Source organism: Priestia sp. FSL W8-0524 (assembly GCF_038005965.1).
In the GTDB taxonomy this organism is placed as follows: Bacteria; Bacillota; Bacilli; order Bacillales; family Bacillaceae_H; genus Priestia; species Priestia zanthoxyli.
On record NZ_JBBOUG010000001.1, the window covers coordinates 5,079,312 to 5,096,099 of the forward strand.

At 42.0% G+C, this 16,788-nt stretch carries 12 protein-coding genes, 9 tRNA genes and 3 rRNA genes; 20 read left to right on the plus strand and 4 right to left on the minus strand.

What is annotated here, in order from left to right; translation table 11 throughout:
• Positions 1-32: 32 nt before the first annotated feature.
• Entirely contained in the window at positions 33-740 is a 708-nt protein-coding gene (cwlD, locus tag NST66_RS26590; RefSeq protein ID WP_014462005.1) for an N-acetylmuramoyl-L-alanine amidase CwlD, read from the plus strand.
• A gap of 90 nt (positions 741-830) precedes the next feature.
• A complete protein-coding gene (locus NST66_RS26595) occupies positions 831-1,904 on the plus strand; it encodes an Mrp/NBP35 family ATP-binding protein (protein WP_014462004.1) in 1,074 nt (357 codons plus the stop codon).
• Between the two features lie 38 nt (positions 1,905-1,942).
• Here NST66_RS26595 and NST66_RS26600 read toward each other — a convergent pair whose 3' ends face one another.
• Positions 1,943-2,851, minus strand: a complete 909-nt coding sequence (locus tag NST66_RS26600; RefSeq protein ID WP_014462003.1) for a LysR family transcriptional regulator — start codon at positions 2,849-2,851, stop codon at positions 1,943-1,945.
• 187 nt (positions 2,852-3,038) lie between these two features.
• On the minus strand, positions 3,039-3,668 hold the full coding sequence (gene gerD / locus NST66_RS26605) for a spore germination lipoprotein GerD (protein ID WP_033580786.1): 630 nt from the start codon (positions 3,666-3,668) through the stop codon (positions 3,039-3,041).
• Between the two features lie 145 nt (positions 3,669-3,813).
• Here gerD and NST66_RS26610 point away from each other — a divergent pair, with 145 nt between their 5' ends.
• Positions 3,814-4,434, plus strand: coding sequence for a KinB-signaling pathway activation protein (locus NST66_RS26610; protein ID WP_028412721.1), 621 nt, complete (start codon positions 3,814-3,816; stop codon positions 4,432-4,434).
• 44 nt (positions 4,435-4,478) lie between these two features.
• Here NST66_RS26610 and pdaB read toward each other — a convergent pair whose 3' ends face one another.
• A complete protein-coding gene (gene pdaB / locus NST66_RS26615; protein ID WP_098627195.1) occupies positions 4,479-5,243 on the minus strand; it encodes a polysaccharide deacetylase family sporulation protein PdaB in 765 nt (254 codons plus the stop codon).
• A 591-nt stretch (positions 5,244-5,834) separates the two neighbouring features.
• On the opposite strand from pdaB, the gene NST66_RS26620 reads away from it, so the two are divergent.
• The 13 genes from NST66_RS26620 (at position 5,835) to rocF (ending at position 12,609) form a co-directional block, all read left to right on the plus strand.
• A 16S ribosomal RNA gene (locus NST66_RS26620) occupies positions 5,835-7,386 on the plus strand.
• A 225-nt stretch (positions 7,387-7,611) separates the two neighbouring features.
• Positions 7,612-10,547 (plus strand): 23S ribosomal RNA (locus NST66_RS26625).
• A 109-nt stretch (positions 10,548-10,656) separates the two neighbouring features.
• Positions 10,657-10,772: ribosomal RNA gene (gene rrf, locus NST66_RS26630) — 5S ribosomal RNA — on the plus strand.
• The 16S, 23S and 5S rRNA genes sit together here with 9 tRNA genes alongside, the layout of an rRNA operon.
• 9 nt (positions 10,773-10,781) lie before the next feature.
• Positions 10,782-10,856, plus strand: a tRNA-Asn gene (locus NST66_RS26635).
• A gap of 3 nt (positions 10,857-10,859) precedes the next feature.
• A tRNA-Glu gene (locus tag NST66_RS26640) sits at positions 10,860-10,934 on the plus strand.
• A 23-nt stretch (positions 10,935-10,957) separates the two neighbouring features.
• Positions 10,958-11,033: transfer RNA gene (locus NST66_RS26645), tRNA-Val, on the plus strand.
• Positions 11,034-11,037: 4 nt separating this feature from the next.
• Positions 11,038-11,113, plus strand: a tRNA-Thr gene (locus tag NST66_RS26650).
• Positions 11,114-11,121: 8 nt separating this feature from the next.
• A tRNA-Tyr gene (locus NST66_RS26655) sits at positions 11,122-11,205 on the plus strand.
• A 7-nt stretch (positions 11,206-11,212) separates the two neighbouring features.
• Positions 11,213-11,287: transfer RNA gene (locus NST66_RS26660), tRNA-Gln, on the plus strand.
• Positions 11,288-11,291: 4 nt separating this feature from the next.
• Positions 11,292-11,364, plus strand: a tRNA-Lys gene (locus NST66_RS26665).
• Positions 11,365-11,373: 9 nt separating this feature from the next.
• A tRNA-Gly gene (locus NST66_RS26670) sits at positions 11,374-11,448 on the plus strand.
• A 22-nt stretch (positions 11,449-11,470) separates the two neighbouring features.
• Positions 11,471-11,546 (plus strand) — tRNA-Ala (locus tag NST66_RS26675).
• A gap of 163 nt (positions 11,547-11,709) precedes the next feature.
• The gene (rocF, locus tag NST66_RS26680) at positions 11,710-12,609 is read left to right on the plus strand and encodes an arginase (protein ID WP_028411907.1); all 900 of its coding nucleotides are present in this window, start codon (positions 11,710-11,712) and stop codon (positions 12,607-12,609) included.
• An 83-nt stretch (positions 12,610-12,692) separates the two neighbouring features.
• On the opposite strand, the gene NST66_RS26685 is transcribed toward rocF, so the two are convergent.
• Complete coding sequence (locus NST66_RS26685; protein ID WP_013054968.1) at positions 12,693-12,854, minus strand: aspartyl-phosphate phosphatase Spo0E family protein; 162 nt, start codon at positions 12,852-12,854, stop codon at positions 12,693-12,695.
• A gap of 163 nt (positions 12,855-13,017) precedes the next feature.
• Between NST66_RS26685 and sigW the strand changes: the two genes are divergently transcribed.
• The 4 genes from sigW (at position 13,018) to NST66_RS26705 (ending at position 16,763) form a co-directional block, all read left to right on the plus strand.
• Entirely contained in the window at positions 13,018-13,581 is a 564-nt protein-coding gene (sigW, locus tag NST66_RS26690) for an RNA polymerase sigma factor SigW (protein ID WP_013054969.1), read from the plus strand.
• A 14-nt stretch (positions 13,582-13,595) separates the two neighbouring features.
• Positions 13,596-14,201, plus strand: coding sequence for an anti-sigma factor family protein (locus NST66_RS26695; protein ID WP_013081391.1), 606 nt, complete (start codon positions 13,596-13,598; stop codon positions 14,199-14,201).
• Positions 14,202-14,392: 191 nt separating this feature from the next.
• Positions 14,393-15,214: a diadenylate cyclase CdaA gene (cdaA, locus tag NST66_RS26700; protein WP_013054971.1), complete on the plus strand. Its 822-nt coding sequence runs from the start codon at positions 14,393-14,395 to the stop codon at positions 15,212-15,214.
• Positions 15,207-16,763: a CdaR family protein gene (locus NST66_RS26705; protein WP_028411906.1), complete on the plus strand. Its 1,557-nt coding sequence runs from the start codon at positions 15,207-15,209 to the stop codon at positions 16,761-16,763. The genes cdaA and NST66_RS26705 overlap by 8 nt, the downstream gene beginning before the upstream one ends.
• The last annotated feature ends 25 nt before the right edge of the window (positions 16,764-16,788 follow it).

Below are 16,788 nucleotides of genomic sequence, written 5' to 3' on the forward strand. Positions count from 1 at the left end.
TAAATAGGTGAGGCAAGAAGGGAAGGGATAAAATGTCTAAAGTAAAAATAATGAGCACAATTATAGCGCTTCTTGTTCTTTTTGTCATTGTACAATATCAAATAGATCATAGAACATCATCCGGTTCGCTTTCACTTCCTCTTAGCGGGAAAGTTATTGTACTAGATCCTGGACATGGCGGTGTTGATGGAGGAGCGGTAGGAGAGGATGAGGTGCTTGAAAAAGAAATAACTCTTAAAATTTCGTTAATGCTTCGAGACTATCTGCAAGAGCAAGGGGCACTTGTTATTATGACGAGAGAAAAAGACGAAGACCTAGCGGCCAAAGATACAAGAGGATACAGTCGCAGAAAAGTAGAAGACTTAAAAAATCGCTTAACGATGATTAATAAATCCAACGCTGATTTGTACTTAAGTATTCACTTGAATGCTATTCCATCCTCTGCGTGGAGAGGGGCTCAAACTTTCTATTACGGATCCCTAAAAGAAAACGAGCAAGTGGCCAAACTCATTCAACAAGAGCTAAGAAATAATCTGGACAATACGACCCGTGAAGCAAAAGCTATTCAAACTCTTTACCTTCTTAAGCATTCTAAGCCACCCGGTGCTTTGGTTGAAGTAGGATTCTTGTCAAATCCTACAGAACGTAAAATGCTTCAATCGAAACGCTATCAAAAAAAGTTAGCTGAATCCATTTATGAAGGAGTCAGCCGGTATTTTACTGGAGAAAAGCCTAAATAAAAAGCATAGCACCCTTCTATTCAGAAAAATCTAATATGTATGATATACTTGATAGTATAAATAAATAGATTTTAACATGGTGGTGGGAGTATGCTAACGGAAAAGCAAGTAAAAGAAGTAGTAGGGGAAATTACAGATCCATTTTTAAATAAAAAACTATCAGAAACAGATGCGATTAAAGAAATAACAATTAAAGCTGAAAAACAGCATATAAGCCTGAAGATTGCTGTTGCAAAAACAGGTACGAGTGAACAGTTGAGCCTGCAAGGCACAATTGTAGAAGAATTAAAAAAAGCAGGTGTACAGTCGGTTGGACTGCGATTTGTTGAGTTTACGCCTGAGGAACTTCAGCAGTACCGCGCTGAGCAGCCGAATACTGGCAACTTACTAACTAGTCCGAATGCACCAGAATTTATTGCTATTGCCAGCGGTAAAGGAGGCGTTGGTAAATCAACAGTCTCTGTTAACTTAGCCGTTTCTCTAGCTCGTTTAGGAAAAAAAGTTGGTTTAATTGATGCTGACATTTATGGATTCAGCGTCCCAGACATGATGGGAATCACACAACGTCCTGTAGTAGAAGGTGAAAAGATTATTCCAGTTGATCGTTTCGGAGTAAAAGTTATTTCCATGGGCTTCTTTGTAGAAGATAATTCACCTGTTATCTGGCGAGGACCTATGCTCGGAAAAATGTTGACGAGCTTCTTTACAGAAGTTGAATGGGGAGAATTAGATTATCTTTTACTAGACTTACCTCCAGGAACAGGTGATGTCGCATTAGACGTTCACTCCATGCTTCCTGCTTGTAAAGAAGTGATTATTACAACACCACATCCTACAGCGGCATTTGTTGCAGCTAGAGCGGGTGCTATGGCTTTGAAAACCGATCATGAGGTCATTGGAGTTGTAGAAAATATGGCTTACTTTGAAAGCCAGCTAACAGGGGAAAAAGAGTATGTATTTGGTAAAGGCGGGGGTCCAAAACTGGCTGAGGAACTTCAGACAGAGCTGTTAGGACAGCTTCCGTTAAGTCAGCCTGATTGGAATGAAGAAGATTTTGCACCTTCCATTTACGACGAATCACATCGTTTAGGTCAAATATATGGAGAGATTGCAAGCAAGATTGCATTTATTTGCGAAAATGAAAAAGCAGCAACAGGAAAATAATAAAAAGCACGCGCTGTTCGAGCGCGTGCTTTTTATTATTATACAGAGAGTTCAATCTGCGTCTTTTTTAAATCAAATGCGAGGTTTTGTTTTAAGAGAGCTAAAAATGTTTTTCCAGCTGTACTTACGGTGTGAGACTGGTGCTTTAAAATGCCGATTGCAGGCCCCTCATGTAAGTCATGAATCGTTTTAACCACCACTTGATCCGGCGGAAGAGTTGCGCTTATTTGTGGAACAACGGCTATTCCTAAGTTTTCTTTTACAAAATGCTGAAGTGTGCTAATAGTGCCTAACTGGACTTTAGCAGGCAGCTGTCCTGTTCGTTCAAAGATTAGCTGCTCAATTTTCTTTTGAACGGAAGATTGCCCAGCTGTAATCAGCGTTTCGTGTATTAAATCTTTTGCAAAGATTGTTTTTCTTTTTGTTAGCGCATGATTGAATGGTAGTAGCAGCACAAGTTTTTCTGTTAGCAATGCCTCAAACTCTATATCTCTGAACGATTCTGATACAGTGCCAATCGCGAAATCAATTTCTTGATTGCGTATATGTTGATGAAGGTGCTTTTCGTCTGCAACGAGTAAGCTAATTTCTGTGTTGGGATATCTTTTTTTAAATAATGAGAGAATGGAAGGCAGTCGACTGCTTGCTGTAGGCTCTGCAGCACCTATACGGATCGTGCCAGCTTCGCCTGTTGAATAATCCTTTAAGGTATTATTTAGATATTCATATTCCTTTAGTAAAATATTTGCCCGTTCGTAAAAGATTTTACCTGCTTCAGTAAGTTTAATGCTTTTTCCTCGTTCTAAAAGCTTAAATCCTAGTTCGGATTCTAACTTTTGAATGTGCAGTGTAATGGTAGGCTGAGAGTACTTTAAATATTCAGCGGCTAATTGAAAGCTTCCTAAACGAACAATGGTTTGAAACGTTTTAATAACGCGAAATTCCATCGAATTCCCTCCTTTTGCTATAAAACGATTGTGTTAATTTCTAATATTTTACCATAAAGCTAAGAATTAAAGTTTACAATTCCAATAAAAATACTAAGTATTAAAAAATATAAAGAAGTCATTTAGGTTTTTTAATAAAAATAAATGACATAATTAAATACGCATCTCATGTGAGATGCGTATTTAATCACTGCTGTTGCTGTTCTCCCCCTGAGTCAGATCCAGCGGAAGAAGAACCGCCATCGTCGCTGCTTTGTTTTTGTCCACCTTGTGTTTCTTCAGCGGCTTTCAAAAGAATGTCTTGAATTTTAGATTGATAAAGAGGGCTATCAAACGTTTCGGTCATAATCTTTTGTAAATAAGTGCGATATTCTTTACTCTTTAAAACAGTCAGTACTTCTTTTTCCATAGCCGGATCCTTTAAAACATCTTGAAGCATTCCTTGATATTCAGGATCTTTCATTAGTTGTTTGATGACCGTCTTATTTTCTTTTTCCAAACTTTTAGCAAAGCTTTCAGCAAACTTCGGATCATCCATGGCTTTTTTCCAAAATTCCACGCCCTTATCTGATACTAAGGTTTGAGAAATTGTATCTTTTATCGCGTTTTGATCCATTAAAATATCTTGTCTAACAGAAGGGTCTTTCATAATTGCCTCGACTGCTTTTTTTCCTTCATCTGTTTTTAAAATATCAACAACCATTTTCTTTGTTTGATCATAATCCATACCATTGTTCTCTTCATCTTGCGGTGCACAGGCTGTAGCTAAAAGCATACACATTCCTATATAAATGAGGAGCATGAGTCGCTTTTTCATAGTAATGAGCTCCTTTCCTAATATGCTTACGCTTAATATGAGATAATCAAGGTTTTTTATTCATAAAAGAGCTCTAGATTTTTCAAAACGTGATTGGTACAATTTATGAAAAGGTACAATTTTGCAACTTATGGGGGAGATGGAAGTGAATAGTCGAAATTGGGTTCGTCTATTTCTAACCACGTTAGCTGTTGGGGGTATAAGTACAGCTGTTGTTGGGTTTGCGGTGCGCTGGGGGGAATACGGTCACTTATTTCAACAAGGAAAGATAGGAGAAATTGTTGCTGTTTTAACATGGCTCGTAGGCGTAGGGTTTATTTTTAGTTTAATTAGCCAAATGGGGTTCTTTGCATATTTAACTATTCACCGATTTGGGCTGGGAATTTTTAAATCTGCATCTCTTTGGAAATCGGTTCAAATTGTATTTGTTTTATTTGTATTATTTGACGTTGCTTATTTTCGATATAAGTTCTTTCAACAAGCGGGAGAAGGCATAGGTAAGTATATTTTGTTAAGCGTTTTCTTGTTAGCGGTGGGGTTGTTAGTGGCGTATGCAAAGAAAAAGCAGACGAATAAAGAGGCTTTTGTACCAGCGCTGTTTTTTATGATTGTTGTAACGACAATTGAATGGTTCCCAGCGCTGCGAACGAATGAAGAAAGCTGGCTTTACCTTATGTTGTTTCCACTTCTAATTTGTAATATGTATCAACTTCTTATTTTGCCGAAACTTCTTACGCACGCAAGAATAGCAAAAGCAGACAAATAGTATATTTGTCTGCTTTTGCTTTCCATATACAGTGGGAATAAATCTTAGCGGATATCTTTTACTTGGGTTTTTGAATTTGAAATTAATGTTGAAATACTTACGTTTGAGACTTTTTTATTTTGTAATGAATCCTTGATATATGGAATAGCCTTTGCTGTTTGTTGAGCGGAGTCAGACGCGTGCAGCAATATAATATCTCCCCCGTCTAAAGGCTTTGTAACATTCGAGACAATTTTTTCAACCCCTGGATTTGTCCAGTCTTTAGAATCAATGCTCCAGTGAACAGTAGTATATCCTATATCTGCTGTTAATTTTAAGATGTCTTTATTAAATTGCCCGTTAGGAGGACGAAGAAGGTGAACATCTTTAAGGCCTAGAGAATCAAAGACTTTCTTTGATTTTGCAAGATCCTGTCTAATCTCATTAGGTTTTAGGCTTGTATAAGAAGTATAGTCATAGCCCATTGTGCCAATTTCGTGACCTTCTTTCTTAATGCGCTCTACAATATCTGGGTGACGTTCAGCCCATGAAGCAGATAAAAAGAAAGTAGCATGTTCAATATGCTGTCTTTTTAGTTCATTCAGAATGGGAATAGCTCTTTCATCTCCCCAGCTGATGTTAAAGGTCAGAGCAACTTCCGGATTTTTATCATCCGCCTTATAAACAGCTCTTGGACCGTTATCCGTTGAAAACACGGGAAAGTGAAACGTCTGCTGAGCATAGAGAAAAAAACTTGTAAAAAACGCAGCAACTACGATAAGCATGGTCTGTTTGATTCTTTTGGCTCGAATAGTATAAAACATATTCATTTTGTCACCTCATTTAATAAGTAGTACTTGTCTAATTTGTATGCGTTTTGTCTACAATTAATAACAGGTAAGGAAAAGAACAACTGATTTTATTTTGATGTGTGAGAATCAATGTCGCAAAAAGCAGGTGAATCAATGAAAATTTGTTTATTTAATCAGGTGGAGTGTTTAGAGTTAGAAGCACTACTTAGAGAAGAAATAAAGAGATCAAACGTTGCTTTTCAACAAAGTTTGAATCATGTAGTTCTTGAACGAAACATTCAAGAAAAGTATCAAATCCTTTCAAAGATCTTGCTAAGATTCGGCGAAAGCAGGGAAGTAAATAAGATTTTTTGATAAAACGAAAAAAACTTTTCAAAAAGTGTTGACTTTTATATAGTACAGATGTTAAATTATTAAATGTCGCTGATGAGTGATTGGAAAACAATCGCAATTCATCAGAAATAAAATATTAAAAAGTTGTTGACAAATGAAAGACAACTTGTTAATATAAGAAAGTCGCTCAAGAGCGGCGGTTGAACTTTGAAAACTGAACAAAGCGACAAACGTCAACGTTAATTTTTATTTTTTAAAATGAGCAAGTCAAACATTTCTTCGGAGAGTTTGATCCTGGCTCAGGATGAACGCTGGCGGCGTGCCTAATACATGCAAGTCGAGCGAACTGATTAGAAGCTTGCTTCTATGACGTTAGCGGCGGACGGGTGAGTAACACGTGGGCAACCTGCCTGTAAGACTGGGATAACTTCGGGAAACCGAAGCTAATACCGGATAGGATCTTCTCCTTCATGGGAGATGATTGAAAGATGGTTTCGGCTATCACTTACAGATGGGCCCGCGGTGCATTAGCTAGTTGGTGAGGTAACGGCTCACCAAGGCAACGATGCATAGCCGACCTGAGAGGGTGATCGGCCACACTGGGACTGAGACACGGCCCAGACTCCTACGGGAGGCAGCAGTAGGGAATCTTCCGCAATGGACGAAAGTCTGACGGAGCAACGCCGCGTGAGTGATGAAGGCTTTCGGGTCGTAAAACTCTGTTGTTAGGGAAGAACAAGTACAAGAGTAACTGCTTGTACCTTGACGGTACCTAACCAGAAAGCCACGGCTAACTACGTGCCAGCAGCCGCGGTAATACGTAGGTGGCAAGCGTTATCCGGAATTATTGGGCGTAAAGCGCGCGCAGGCGGTTTCTTAAGTCTGATGTGAAAGCCCACGGCTCAACCGTGGAGGGTCATTGGAAACTGGGGAACTTGAGTGCAGAAGAGAAAAGCGGAATTCCACGTGTAGCGGTGAAATGCGTAGAGATGTGGAGGAACACCAGTGGCGAAGGCGGCTTTTTGGTCTGTAACTGACGCTGAGGCGCGAAAGCGTGGGGAGCAAACAGGATTAGATACCCTGGTAGTCCACGCCGTAAACGATGAGTGCTAAGTGTTAGAGGGTTTCCGCCCTTTAGTGCTGCAGCTAACGCATTAAGCACTCCGCCTGGGGAGTACGGTCGCAAGACTGAAACTCAAAGGAATTGACGGGGGCCCGCACAAGCGGTGGAGCATGTGGTTTAATTCGAAGCAACGCGAAGAACCTTACCAGGTCTTGACATCCTCTGACAACTCTAGAGATAGAGCGTTCCCCTTCGGGGGACAGAGTGACAGGTGGTGCATGGTTGTCGTCAGCTCGTGTCGTGAGATGTTGGGTTAAGTCCCGCAACGAGCGCAACCCTTGATCTTAGTTGCCAGCATTTAGTTGGGCACTCTAAGGTGACTGCCGGTGACAAACCGGAGGAAGGTGGGGATGACGTCAAATCATCATGCCCCTTATGACCTGGGCTACACACGTGCTACAATGGATGGTACAAAGGGCTGCAAGACCGCGAGGTCAAGCCAATCCCATAAAACCATTCTCAGTTCGGATTGTAGGCTGCAACTCGCCTACATGAAGCTGGAATCGCTAGTAATCGCGGATCAGCATGCCGCGGTGAATACGTTCCCGGGCCTTGTACACACCGCCCGTCACACCACGAGAGTTTGTAACACCCGAAGTCGGTGGAGTAACCGTAAGGAGCTAGCCGCCTAAGGTGGGACAGATGATTGGGGTGAAGTCGTAACAAGGTAGCCGTATCGGAAGGTGCGGCTGGATCACCTCCTTTCTAAGGATTTTTACATGACGTACGTTTTGACACTTTGTTCAGTTTTGAGAGTTCAATCTCTCAATTATAGAAAGCACACTACTTTCTTCTTATTAGATAAGAAGAATTTTGGTTGCGATTGTTCTTTGAAAACTAGATAACAGTAATTGCTGAGGAAAAGTGAAACTTTTCTTTAATCAAACCAATAAATAACACAACTTTATGTTGTACCATTTATTCGCTAATGGTTAAGTTAGAAAGGGCGCACGGTGAATGCCTTGGCACTAGGAGCCGATGAAGGACGGGACTAACACCGATATGCTTCGGGGAGCTGTAAGTGAGCTTTGATCCGGAGATTTCCGAATGGGGAAACCCACTGTTCGTAATGGAACAGTATCTTTATCTGAATACATAGGATATTGAAGGCAGACCCGGGGAACTGAAACATCTAAGTACCCGGAGGAAGAGAAAGCAAATGCGATTTCCTGAGTAGCGGCGAGCGAAACGGAATTAGCCCAAACCAAGAGGCTTGCCTCTTGGGGTTGTAGGACACTCTATACGGAGTTACAAAGGAACGAAGTAAATGAAGCGACCTGGAAAGGTCCGTCGAAGAAGGTAACAACCCTGTAGTTGAAACTTCGTTCCCTCTTGAGTGGATCCTGAGTACGGCGGAACACGTGAAATTCCGTCGGAAGCTGGGAGGACCATCTCCCAAGGCTAAATACTACCTAGTGACCGATAGTGAACCAGTACCGTGAGGGAAAGGTGAAAAGCACCCCGGAAGGGGAGTGAAAGAGATCCTGAAACCGTGTGCCTACAAGTAGTCAGAGCCCGTTAATGGGTGATGGCGTGCCTTTTGTAGAATGAACCGGCGAGTTACGATCCCATGCAAGGTTAAGCTGATAAGGCGGAGCCGTAGCGAAAGCGAGTCTGAATAGGGCGTTTAGTATGTGGTTGTAGACCCGAAACCAGGTGATCTACCCATGTCCAGGGTGAAGTTCAGGTAACACTGAATGGAGGCCCGAACCCACGCACGTTGAAAAGTGCGGGGATGAGGTGTGGGTAGCGGAGAAATTCCAATCGAACCTGGAGATAGCTGGTTCTCTCCGAAATAGCTTTAGGGCTAGCCTCATGTTGTAAGAGTCTTGGAGGTAGAGCACTGATTGGACTAGGGGCCCCCAACGGGTTACCGAATTCAGTCAAACTCCGAATGCCAAAGACTTATCCATGGGAGTCAGACTGCGAGTGATAAGATCCGTAGTCAAAAGGGAAACAGCCCAGACCACCAGCTAAGGTCCCCAAGTATACGTTAAGTGGAAAAGGATGTGGAGTTGCTTAGACAACCAGGATGTTGGCTTAGAAGCAGCCACCATTTAAAGAGTGCGTAATAGCTCACTGGTCGAGTGACTCTGCGCCGAAAATGTACCGGGGCTAAACGTATCACCGAAGCTGTGGATTGACATCTTTGATGTCAGTGGTAGGAGAGCGTTCTAAGTGCAGCGAAGTCAGACCGTAAGGACTGGTGGAGCGCTTAGAAGTGAGAATGCCGGTATGAGTAGCGAAAGACAAGTGAGAATCTTGTCCACCGAATGCCTAAGGTTTCCTGAGGAAGGCTCGTCCGCTCAGGGTTAGTCGGGACCTAAGCCGAGGCTGAAAAGCGTAGGCGATGGCCAACAGGTTGATATTCCTGTACCACCTCCCCGCCGTTTGAGTAATGGGGGGACGCAGTAGGATAGGGTAAGCGCGCTGCTGGATATGCGCGTTCAAGCAGTTAGGCTGATGAGTAGGCAAATCCGCTCATCATAAAGGCTGAGCTGTGATGACGAGGGAATTATAGTACCGAAGTTCCTGATTCCACACTGCCAAGAAAAGCCTCTAGCGAGGCGGGAGGTGCCCGTACCGCAAACCGACACAGGTAGGCGAGGAGAGAATCCTAAGGTGATCGAGAGAACTCTCGTTAAGGAACTCGGCAAAATGACCCCGTAACTTCGGGAGAAGGGGTGCTCTGGTAGGGTGTATAGCCCGAGAGAGCCGCAGTGAATAGGCCCAGGCGACTGTTTAGCAAAAACACAGGTCTCTGCGAAGCCGCAAGGCGAAGTATAGGGGCTGACGCCTGCCCGGTGCTGGAAGGTTAAGAGGAGGGGTTATCCTTTGGGAGAAGCTCTGAATCGAAGCCCCAGTAAACGGCGGCCGTAACTATAACGGTCCTAAGGTAGCGAAATTCCTTGTCGGGTAAGTTCCGACCCGCACGAAAGGCGTAACGATCTGGGCACTGTCTCAACGAGAGACTCGGTGAAATTATAGTACCTGTGAAGATGCAGGTTACCCGCGACAGGACGGAAAGACCCCGTGGAGCTTTACTGTAGCCTGATATTGAATTTTGGTACAGCTTGTACAGGATAGGTAGGAGCCTGAGAAGCCGGAGCGCTAGCTTCGGTGGAGGCGTCGGTGGGATACTACCCTGGCTGTATTGAAATTCTAACCCGCGGCCCTGATCGGGCCGGGAGACAGTGTCAGGTGGGCAGTTTGACTGGGGCGGTCGCCTCCTAAAATGTAACGGAGGCGCCCAAAGGTTCCCTCAGAATGGTTGGAAATCATTCGTAGAGTGTAAAGGCACAAGGGAGCTTGACTGCGAGACCTACAAGTCGAGCAGGGACGAAAGTCGGGCTTAGTGATCCGGTGGTTCCGCATGGAAGGGCCATCGCTCAACGGATAAAAGCTACCCCGGGGATAACAGGCTTATCTCCCCCAAGAGTCCACATCGACGGGGAGGTTTGGCACCTCGATGTCGGCTCATCGCATCCTGGGGCTGTAGTCGGTCCCAAGGGTTGGGCTGTTCGCCCATTAAAGCGGTACGCGAGCTGGGTTCAGAACGTCGTGAGACAGTTCGGTCCCTATCCGTCGTGGGCGTAGGAAATTTGAGAGGAGCTGTCCTTAGTACGAGAGGACCGGGATGGACACACCGCTGGTGTACCAGTTGTCTTGCCAAAGGCATCGCTGGGTAGCTATGTGTGGACGGGATAAGTGCTGAAAGCATCTAAGCATGAAGCCCCCCTCAAGATGAGATTTCCCATAGCGCAAGCTAGTAAGATCCCTGAAAGATGATCAGGTTGATAGGTCAGAGGTGGAAGCGTGGCGACATGTGTAGCTGACTGATACTAATCGATCGAGGACTTAACCAAACTTTAAAAGCGTAAGCTTTACTCAGCAACCTGTTACCTAGTTTTGAGAGAACAAAACTTTTTCAAAAAAGTCTTGCTTTCTTTATCAAATCATGTATAATATAATTTGTCTGGTGGCGATAGCGAAGAGGTCACACCCGTTCCCATACCGAACACGGAAGTTAAGCTCTTTAGCGCCGATGGTAGTTGGGACTTTGTCCCTGTGAGAGTAGGACGTTGCCAGGCTATTATTATTCCACAGTAGCTCAGTGGTAGAGCTATCGGCTGTTAACCGATCGGTCGTAGGTTCGAGTCCTACCTGTGGAGCCAACTGGCCCGTTGGTCAAGCGGTTAAGACACCGCCCTTTCACGGCGGTAACACGGGTTCGAATCCCGTACGGGTCACCATTTATTTTTATCTACATAATAGTGGAGGATTAGCTCAGCTGGGAGAGCACCTGCCTTACAAGCAGGGGGTCGGCGGTTCGATCCCGTCATCCTCCACCACCGTGCCGGTGTAGCTCAACTGGTAGAGCAACTGACTTGTAATCAGTAGGTTGGGGGTTCAAGTCCTCTTGCCGGCACCATTTATATCGGAGGGGTAGCGAAGTGGCTAAACGCGGCGGACTGTAAATCCGCTCCTTCGGGTTCGGCAGTTCGAATCTGCCCCCCTCCACCATTTTTATTGGGCTATCGCCAAGCGGTAAGGCAACGGATTTTGATTCCGTCATGCGTTGGTTCGAATCCAGCTAGCCCAGCCATAGAGAGCCATTAGCTCAGTTGGTAGAGCATCTGACTTTTAATCAGAGGGTCGAAGGTTCGAGTCCTTCATGGCTCATTTTAATAAGCGGAAGTAGTTCAGTGGTAGAACACCACCTTGCCAAGGTGGGGGTCGCGAGTTCGAACCTCGTCTTCCGCTCCATTTCTATATAAAAAAACATATTGGGGCCTTAGCTCAGCTGGGAGAGCGCCTGCCTTGCACGCAGGAGGTCAGCGGTTCGATCCCGCTAGGCTCCACCATACATATAAACGTACAACCTTTAAGCAATTTGCTTAAAGGTTTTTTTGTGTAGTTTCTACAAATTAGAATTGTATATATATTCAAAAAAGTGTCGAGTTGAGCCATCGCTCATTTAGCCGTTACAATAAGAGAGTAGCAACATTTGTGATGGGGGGACATATTATGAATAAGCTTTCAATTATTGGAGTACCAATGGATTTAGGTCAAACTCGCCGAGGGGTCGATATGGGGCCAAGTGCGATACGATATGCAGGTGTTATGGAACGCATCGAGAATATTGGATATAGTGTAGAAGATAAAGGGAATATTGAAATTGCCTTAGCTGAACGAGTACATAGTGATGAAAATACAAACTTAAAGAATTTAAAAGCTGTAGCGGATGCTAGCGAAAGACTTGCTCAGACCGTAAGTGATGTTATTACAAATAAAAGGTTTCCTTTAGTGCTAGGGGGAGATCACAGCATCGCTATCGGAACACTAGCAGGAGTAAGTCGTCATTATAAAAATTTGGGCGTAATTTGGTATGATGCACACGGAGATTTAAATACAGCAGATACGTCTCCTTCCGGAAATATTCACGGTATGCCATTGGCGGCAAGTATAGGTATAGGAGACGAAGCATTGACTCGAATTGGTGGCTATGCCCCTAAAGTCAAGCCCGAGAATATTGTGATTATCGGAGCCCGTTCTTTAGATGAAGGAGAAAAAGAGCTAATAAAGGAAAAAGGAATTAAAGTGTATACGATGCATGAGATAGATCGAATGGGTATGACAAAAGTAATGGAAGAAACAATTTTATATTTGCGTGATAAAACAGATGGCGTTCATCTATCACTCGATTTAGATGGACTGGATCCACATGATGCACCTGGAGTAGGAACGCCAGTTATCGGTGGAATAAGCTACAGAGAAAGTCATTTAGCTATGGAGATGTTGGCAGAATCTCAGCTAATCACTTCTGCCGAGTTTGTGGAAGTGAATCCTATTTTAGATGAGCGGAATAAAACAGCTACCGTAGCTGTTGCATTAATGGGCTCACTTTTAGGAGAAAAATTAGTATAAAACATTATTGCCTACCAAAAGGTACATGAAACATATGTGAAGGTAAAAAAAAAGAAGCTCTTAGTTCAGATTCTAGAGCTTCTTTATATAGAGAAAAACTTTTCATATTCATTTAATAGACCATCTAGCTCTGAGCTTACTCTCACCACTGTTAGTGATGATAAAGGATTTTCTGCTGCAAGAGTGACCATGTTATTTCTACATTCTTCAATTTGATTCAAAAGGTTTTCTTTTGTATGAGTCAAGCTTTCCACTCCTCTTCTTTTCATCTATACTAATTACATAACCTACGTACGATCTTTTTAAACGTATTTGACAAATTTTGTTAAAATAATTAAGCATAAGTGAAACTTTATGATAAAGTACACGTATATATACTATCCCGCAATGGGCGGAGGTAACCGTTACATGGATTTATTATTAAAAAGAAAAATAAAAAAAGTAAAAAAAGGTGACCAGGATGCGTTTGCTGACATAGTAGAATATCACAAGGATAAACTTTTTCATCTATGTTATCGAATGCTAGGAAACCGGGAAGAAGCGCAAGACGCTGCACAAGAAGCGTTTATTCGAGCCTATGTAAATATTCATAGCTATGACACGAGTAAAAAGTTTTCCACCTGGCTATATCGAATTGCTACAAATCTTTGTATTGATCGAATTCGTAAAAAAAAGCCAGACTATTATTTAGATGCAGAAGTAGCCGGGACCGACGGGTTAAATATGTACTCTCAAATAGCTGCCGATCAGGCCTTACCAGAGGAAGAGCTAGAGCAAGTAGAATTGCAAGAATTCATTCAGTCGGAAATATTAAAGCTACCTGAGAAATATCGAACTGTCATTGTCCTAAAATATATAGATGAGCTGTCGTTAAAAGAAATCAGCGATATTTTAGACCTGCCTCTTGGTACGGTAAAGACTAGAATTCACAGAGGACGTGAAGCTTTAAGAAATCGACTTCGCCACTTGTAAGGAGTGAACTAAGAATGAAATGTCCAAAAATGTATGTAAACCTCATTCATGAGCATTTAGATGGAGATATTACAAAAGAAAATGAACTGTTATTAAAAGAGCATTTGCACCAATGCAAAGGTTGTCAGCAGCATATGCATCAGTTAAAAAGAACGATTGCATTTGTGCAAAGCACTTCTCATATAGAATTACCTATGAACTTTACAGCAGGTGTTATGGCCGGGTTACCACGTGAGAAGAATCGAATTCGAATGAATAGATGGTTTACAAACCATCCGATTCTTAGTGCAGCTGCTGTATTTGTGTTGTTAATGTCCGGCACGGTGTTTTCAGCTTGGGAAACGGATGAAGACTTTTCTGTTTCAAAGCAGCCGAACCTGGTCATTCACGATAAAACAGTCGTTGTACCAAAAGGTGAGACCGTCAAAGGTGATATTACTGTGAGAAATGGCGATATTAAAATTGAAGGAAAAGTAGATGGAAACGTTACTGTTATACATGGTGATAAGTATCTAGCTTCTGCAGGAGAAGTGACAGGCAATATTGAAGAGTTAGACAAGATTTTTGACTGGGTATGGTATAACGTCAAAACTCATGCCAAGCAAGCTGTTGACTTTTAATAGTTAAACATAAAACCGTCCGCTTATCTTGTTAGAGAGGAACAGTGGACGGTTTTATTTATATAAAAAGAAGGCTACATTATATAGGAACAAGGATTTAAAAATAAGATGTAATTTACAGTGTAATTTTGTTTTATGGTATAATAAAACGGTTATGTTATCTTTATTACATATATAGAGGAAGTGAGAAGATGCCTATTGGAGACCTGCCAATCCTCTCATATTTAGGAAAAATTGTTGATGTTCTCCTGGTATGGTTCGTCATATATAAATTAATTATGGTCATAAGAGGTACAAAAGCAGTACAGCTTTTAAAAGGAATCACGGTAATTTTAGTTGTCCGCTTTATAAGTAACTTCCTTGGACTAAATACGTTGCAATGGTTAATGGACCAAGCGTTAACGTATGGATTTTTAGCTATTATTATTATCTTCCAGCCAGAGCTGCGCCGAGCGCTTGAACAGCTTGGGAGAGGACGTTTGTTTTCACGCAGTAATTTGCCTGAAGAAGATGAACGTACCGTTACGATTGAGGCGATTATAAAAGCAACGCATTATATGGCTAAAAGACGCATAGGTGCATTGATCTCAATTGAAAGAGAGACGGGTATGGGTGATTATATTGAAACAGGTATACCGCTCAACTCTAATATTTCTTCTGAATTATTAATCAACTTATTTATACCGAATACACCACTTCATGATGGAGCGGTTATTTTACAGCGGGATCAAGTAGCCGCTGCAGCATGTTACTTACCTTTATCTGAAAGTCCTTTTATTTCAAAAGAATTAGGTACTCGCCATCGTGCTGCTGTAGGAATAAGTGAAGTAACAGATAGTGTGACTGTCATTGTATCTGAAGAAACTGGAGGCATTTCCGTTACCAAAAACGGTGAATTGTATCGTGAATTGACCATTGATACATTAAGAGAAATGCTAGAAAAAGAATTAGTCACAACTTCTAAAGCAACTTCTTCCACTCGTTGGCAATGGAGGTTGAAGAAGAATGGATAAATTGATGAATCGATCGTGGGTTATGAAAATTATCGCGTTGCTGTTAGCCTTCATGTTATATTTATCTGTTAATTTAGATGATGGTGCCAGTTCATCAAATAAAATTCTGAACCGAAGCAGTTCTGCCAACACTGGAGTAGAAACATTAACAGATGTTCCGGTTCAAGTATCCTACAATGAGAAGAACAGAATTGTAAGAGGTGTTCCGGATACGGTCATTATGACACTGGAAGGTCCTAAAAATATTTTGGCTCAAACAAAGCTACAAAAAGATTATCAAGCTTATATTGACCTTGATAATTTAAGCTTAGGGCAGCATAGAGTCAAGGTTCAGTATCGAAATATCTCTGATAATTTAAACGTAGTGGTTAAGCCTGATATTGTAAATGTAACAATTGAAGAACGCGATTCAAAACAGTTTTCAGTAGAGGCAAGCTATGATAAAAATAAGGTCAAAAATGGGTATGAAGCAGGGGAAGCAACCGTTAGCCCAAGAGCCGTCACGGTAACGGGCGCATCAAGTCAATTAGACCAAGTTGCTTATGTAAAAGCTATTATTGATTTAGATAATGCTTCAAAAACAGTGACGAAACAAGCAACTGTTGTCGCATTAGACAAGAATTTAAATAAATTGAATGTAACAGTTCAACCAGAAACGGTCAATGTAACAATCCCGGTGAAAAATATTAGTAAAAAAGTGCCGATCGATGTGATTCAAGAAGGCACGCCAGGCGACGGTGTCAACATTACGAAGCTAGAGCCTAAAACAGATACCGTGAAAATTATCGGTCCATCTGATTCTTTAGAAAAAATCGATAAAATTGATAATATTCCAGTCGATGTTACCGGTATTACGAAATCTAAAGATATTAAGGTGAATGTCCCTGTTCCAGACGGAATAGATAGTGTAAGTCCTAAACAAATTACCGTTCATGTGGAAGTAGACAAACAAGGTGATGAGAAAGACGCAGAAGAAACGGACGCAAGTGCAGCTGAGACTAAGTCATTTAAGAATTTGCCGGTTTCTTTAACTGGTCAATCCTCAAAGTACACGTATGAACTGCTTTCTCCTACTTCAGTAGATGCGGATGTAAAAGGACCAAAATCTGATTTAGATAAGTTAACGAAAAGCGGCATTAGCTTGTCAGCGAATGTAGGGAATTTATCTGCTGGAGAGCACACGGTTCCTATTATAATAAATAGTCCTGACTCTGTTACATCAACACTATCGACTAAACAGGCAAAAGTTCGTGTAACAGCGAAAAAACAATCAGGGACAAATGATGAGCAAACGGATAAAGAAACAAGTGGAAGCACGAGCGATAAAGAAACAAAGCCAGACACGGGAACTGGATCAGGATCAGGAACAAATCCTGGGACGGGAAATTCAGGTGATTCAACTGATAAACCAAGCGAAGAGACTGATACACCTGAAGACAATACAGATACACCAACAGATAATACAGAAACTGGTGACGATAGTAGTAATCAAAGTGATGAAAATTCTACACCCGTAGATGGACAGACAGATAATACATCAGGAAACTAAATGTTTTGACATGAAGGAGAGAAAA

What these genes read in the sequence shown, in the direction of transcription:
- cwlD (WP_014462005.1), top strand. Translation starts at nt 33, where the DNA reads ATGTCTAAAGTAAAAATAATGAGCACAATTATAGCGCTTCTTGTTCTT.
- NST66_RS26595 (WP_014462004.1), top strand. Translation starts at nt 831, where the DNA reads ATGCTAACGGAAAAGCAAGTAAAAGAAGTAGTAGGGGAAATTACAGAT.
- NST66_RS26600 (WP_014462003.1), bottom strand. Translation starts at nt 2,851, where the DNA reads ATGGAATTTCGCGTTATTAAAACGTTTCAAACCATTGTTCGTTTAGGA.
- gerD (WP_033580786.1), bottom strand. Translation starts at nt 3,668, where the DNA reads ATGAAAAAGCGACTCATGCTCCTCATTTATATAGGAATGTGTATGCTT.
- pdaB (WP_098627195.1), bottom strand. Translation starts at nt 5,243, where the DNA reads ATGAATATGTTTTATACTATTCGAGCCAAAAGAATCAAACAGACCATG.
- rocF (WP_028411907.1), top strand. Translation starts at nt 11,710, where the DNA reads ATGAATAAGCTTTCAATTATTGGAGTACCAATGGATTTAGGTCAAACT.
- sigW (WP_013054969.1), top strand. Translation starts at nt 13,018, where the DNA reads ATGGATTTATTATTAAAAAGAAAAATAAAAAAAGTAAAAAAAGGTGAC.
- NST66_RS26695 (WP_013081391.1), top strand. Translation starts at nt 13,596, where the DNA reads ATGAAATGTCCAAAAATGTATGTAAACCTCATTCATGAGCATTTAGAT.
- cdaA (WP_013054971.1), top strand. Translation starts at nt 14,393, where the DNA reads ATGCCTATTGGAGACCTGCCAATCCTCTCATATTTAGGAAAAATTGTT.
- NST66_RS26705 (WP_028411906.1), top strand. Translation starts at nt 15,207, where the DNA reads ATGGATAAATTGATGAATCGATCGTGGGTTATGAAAATTATCGCGTTG.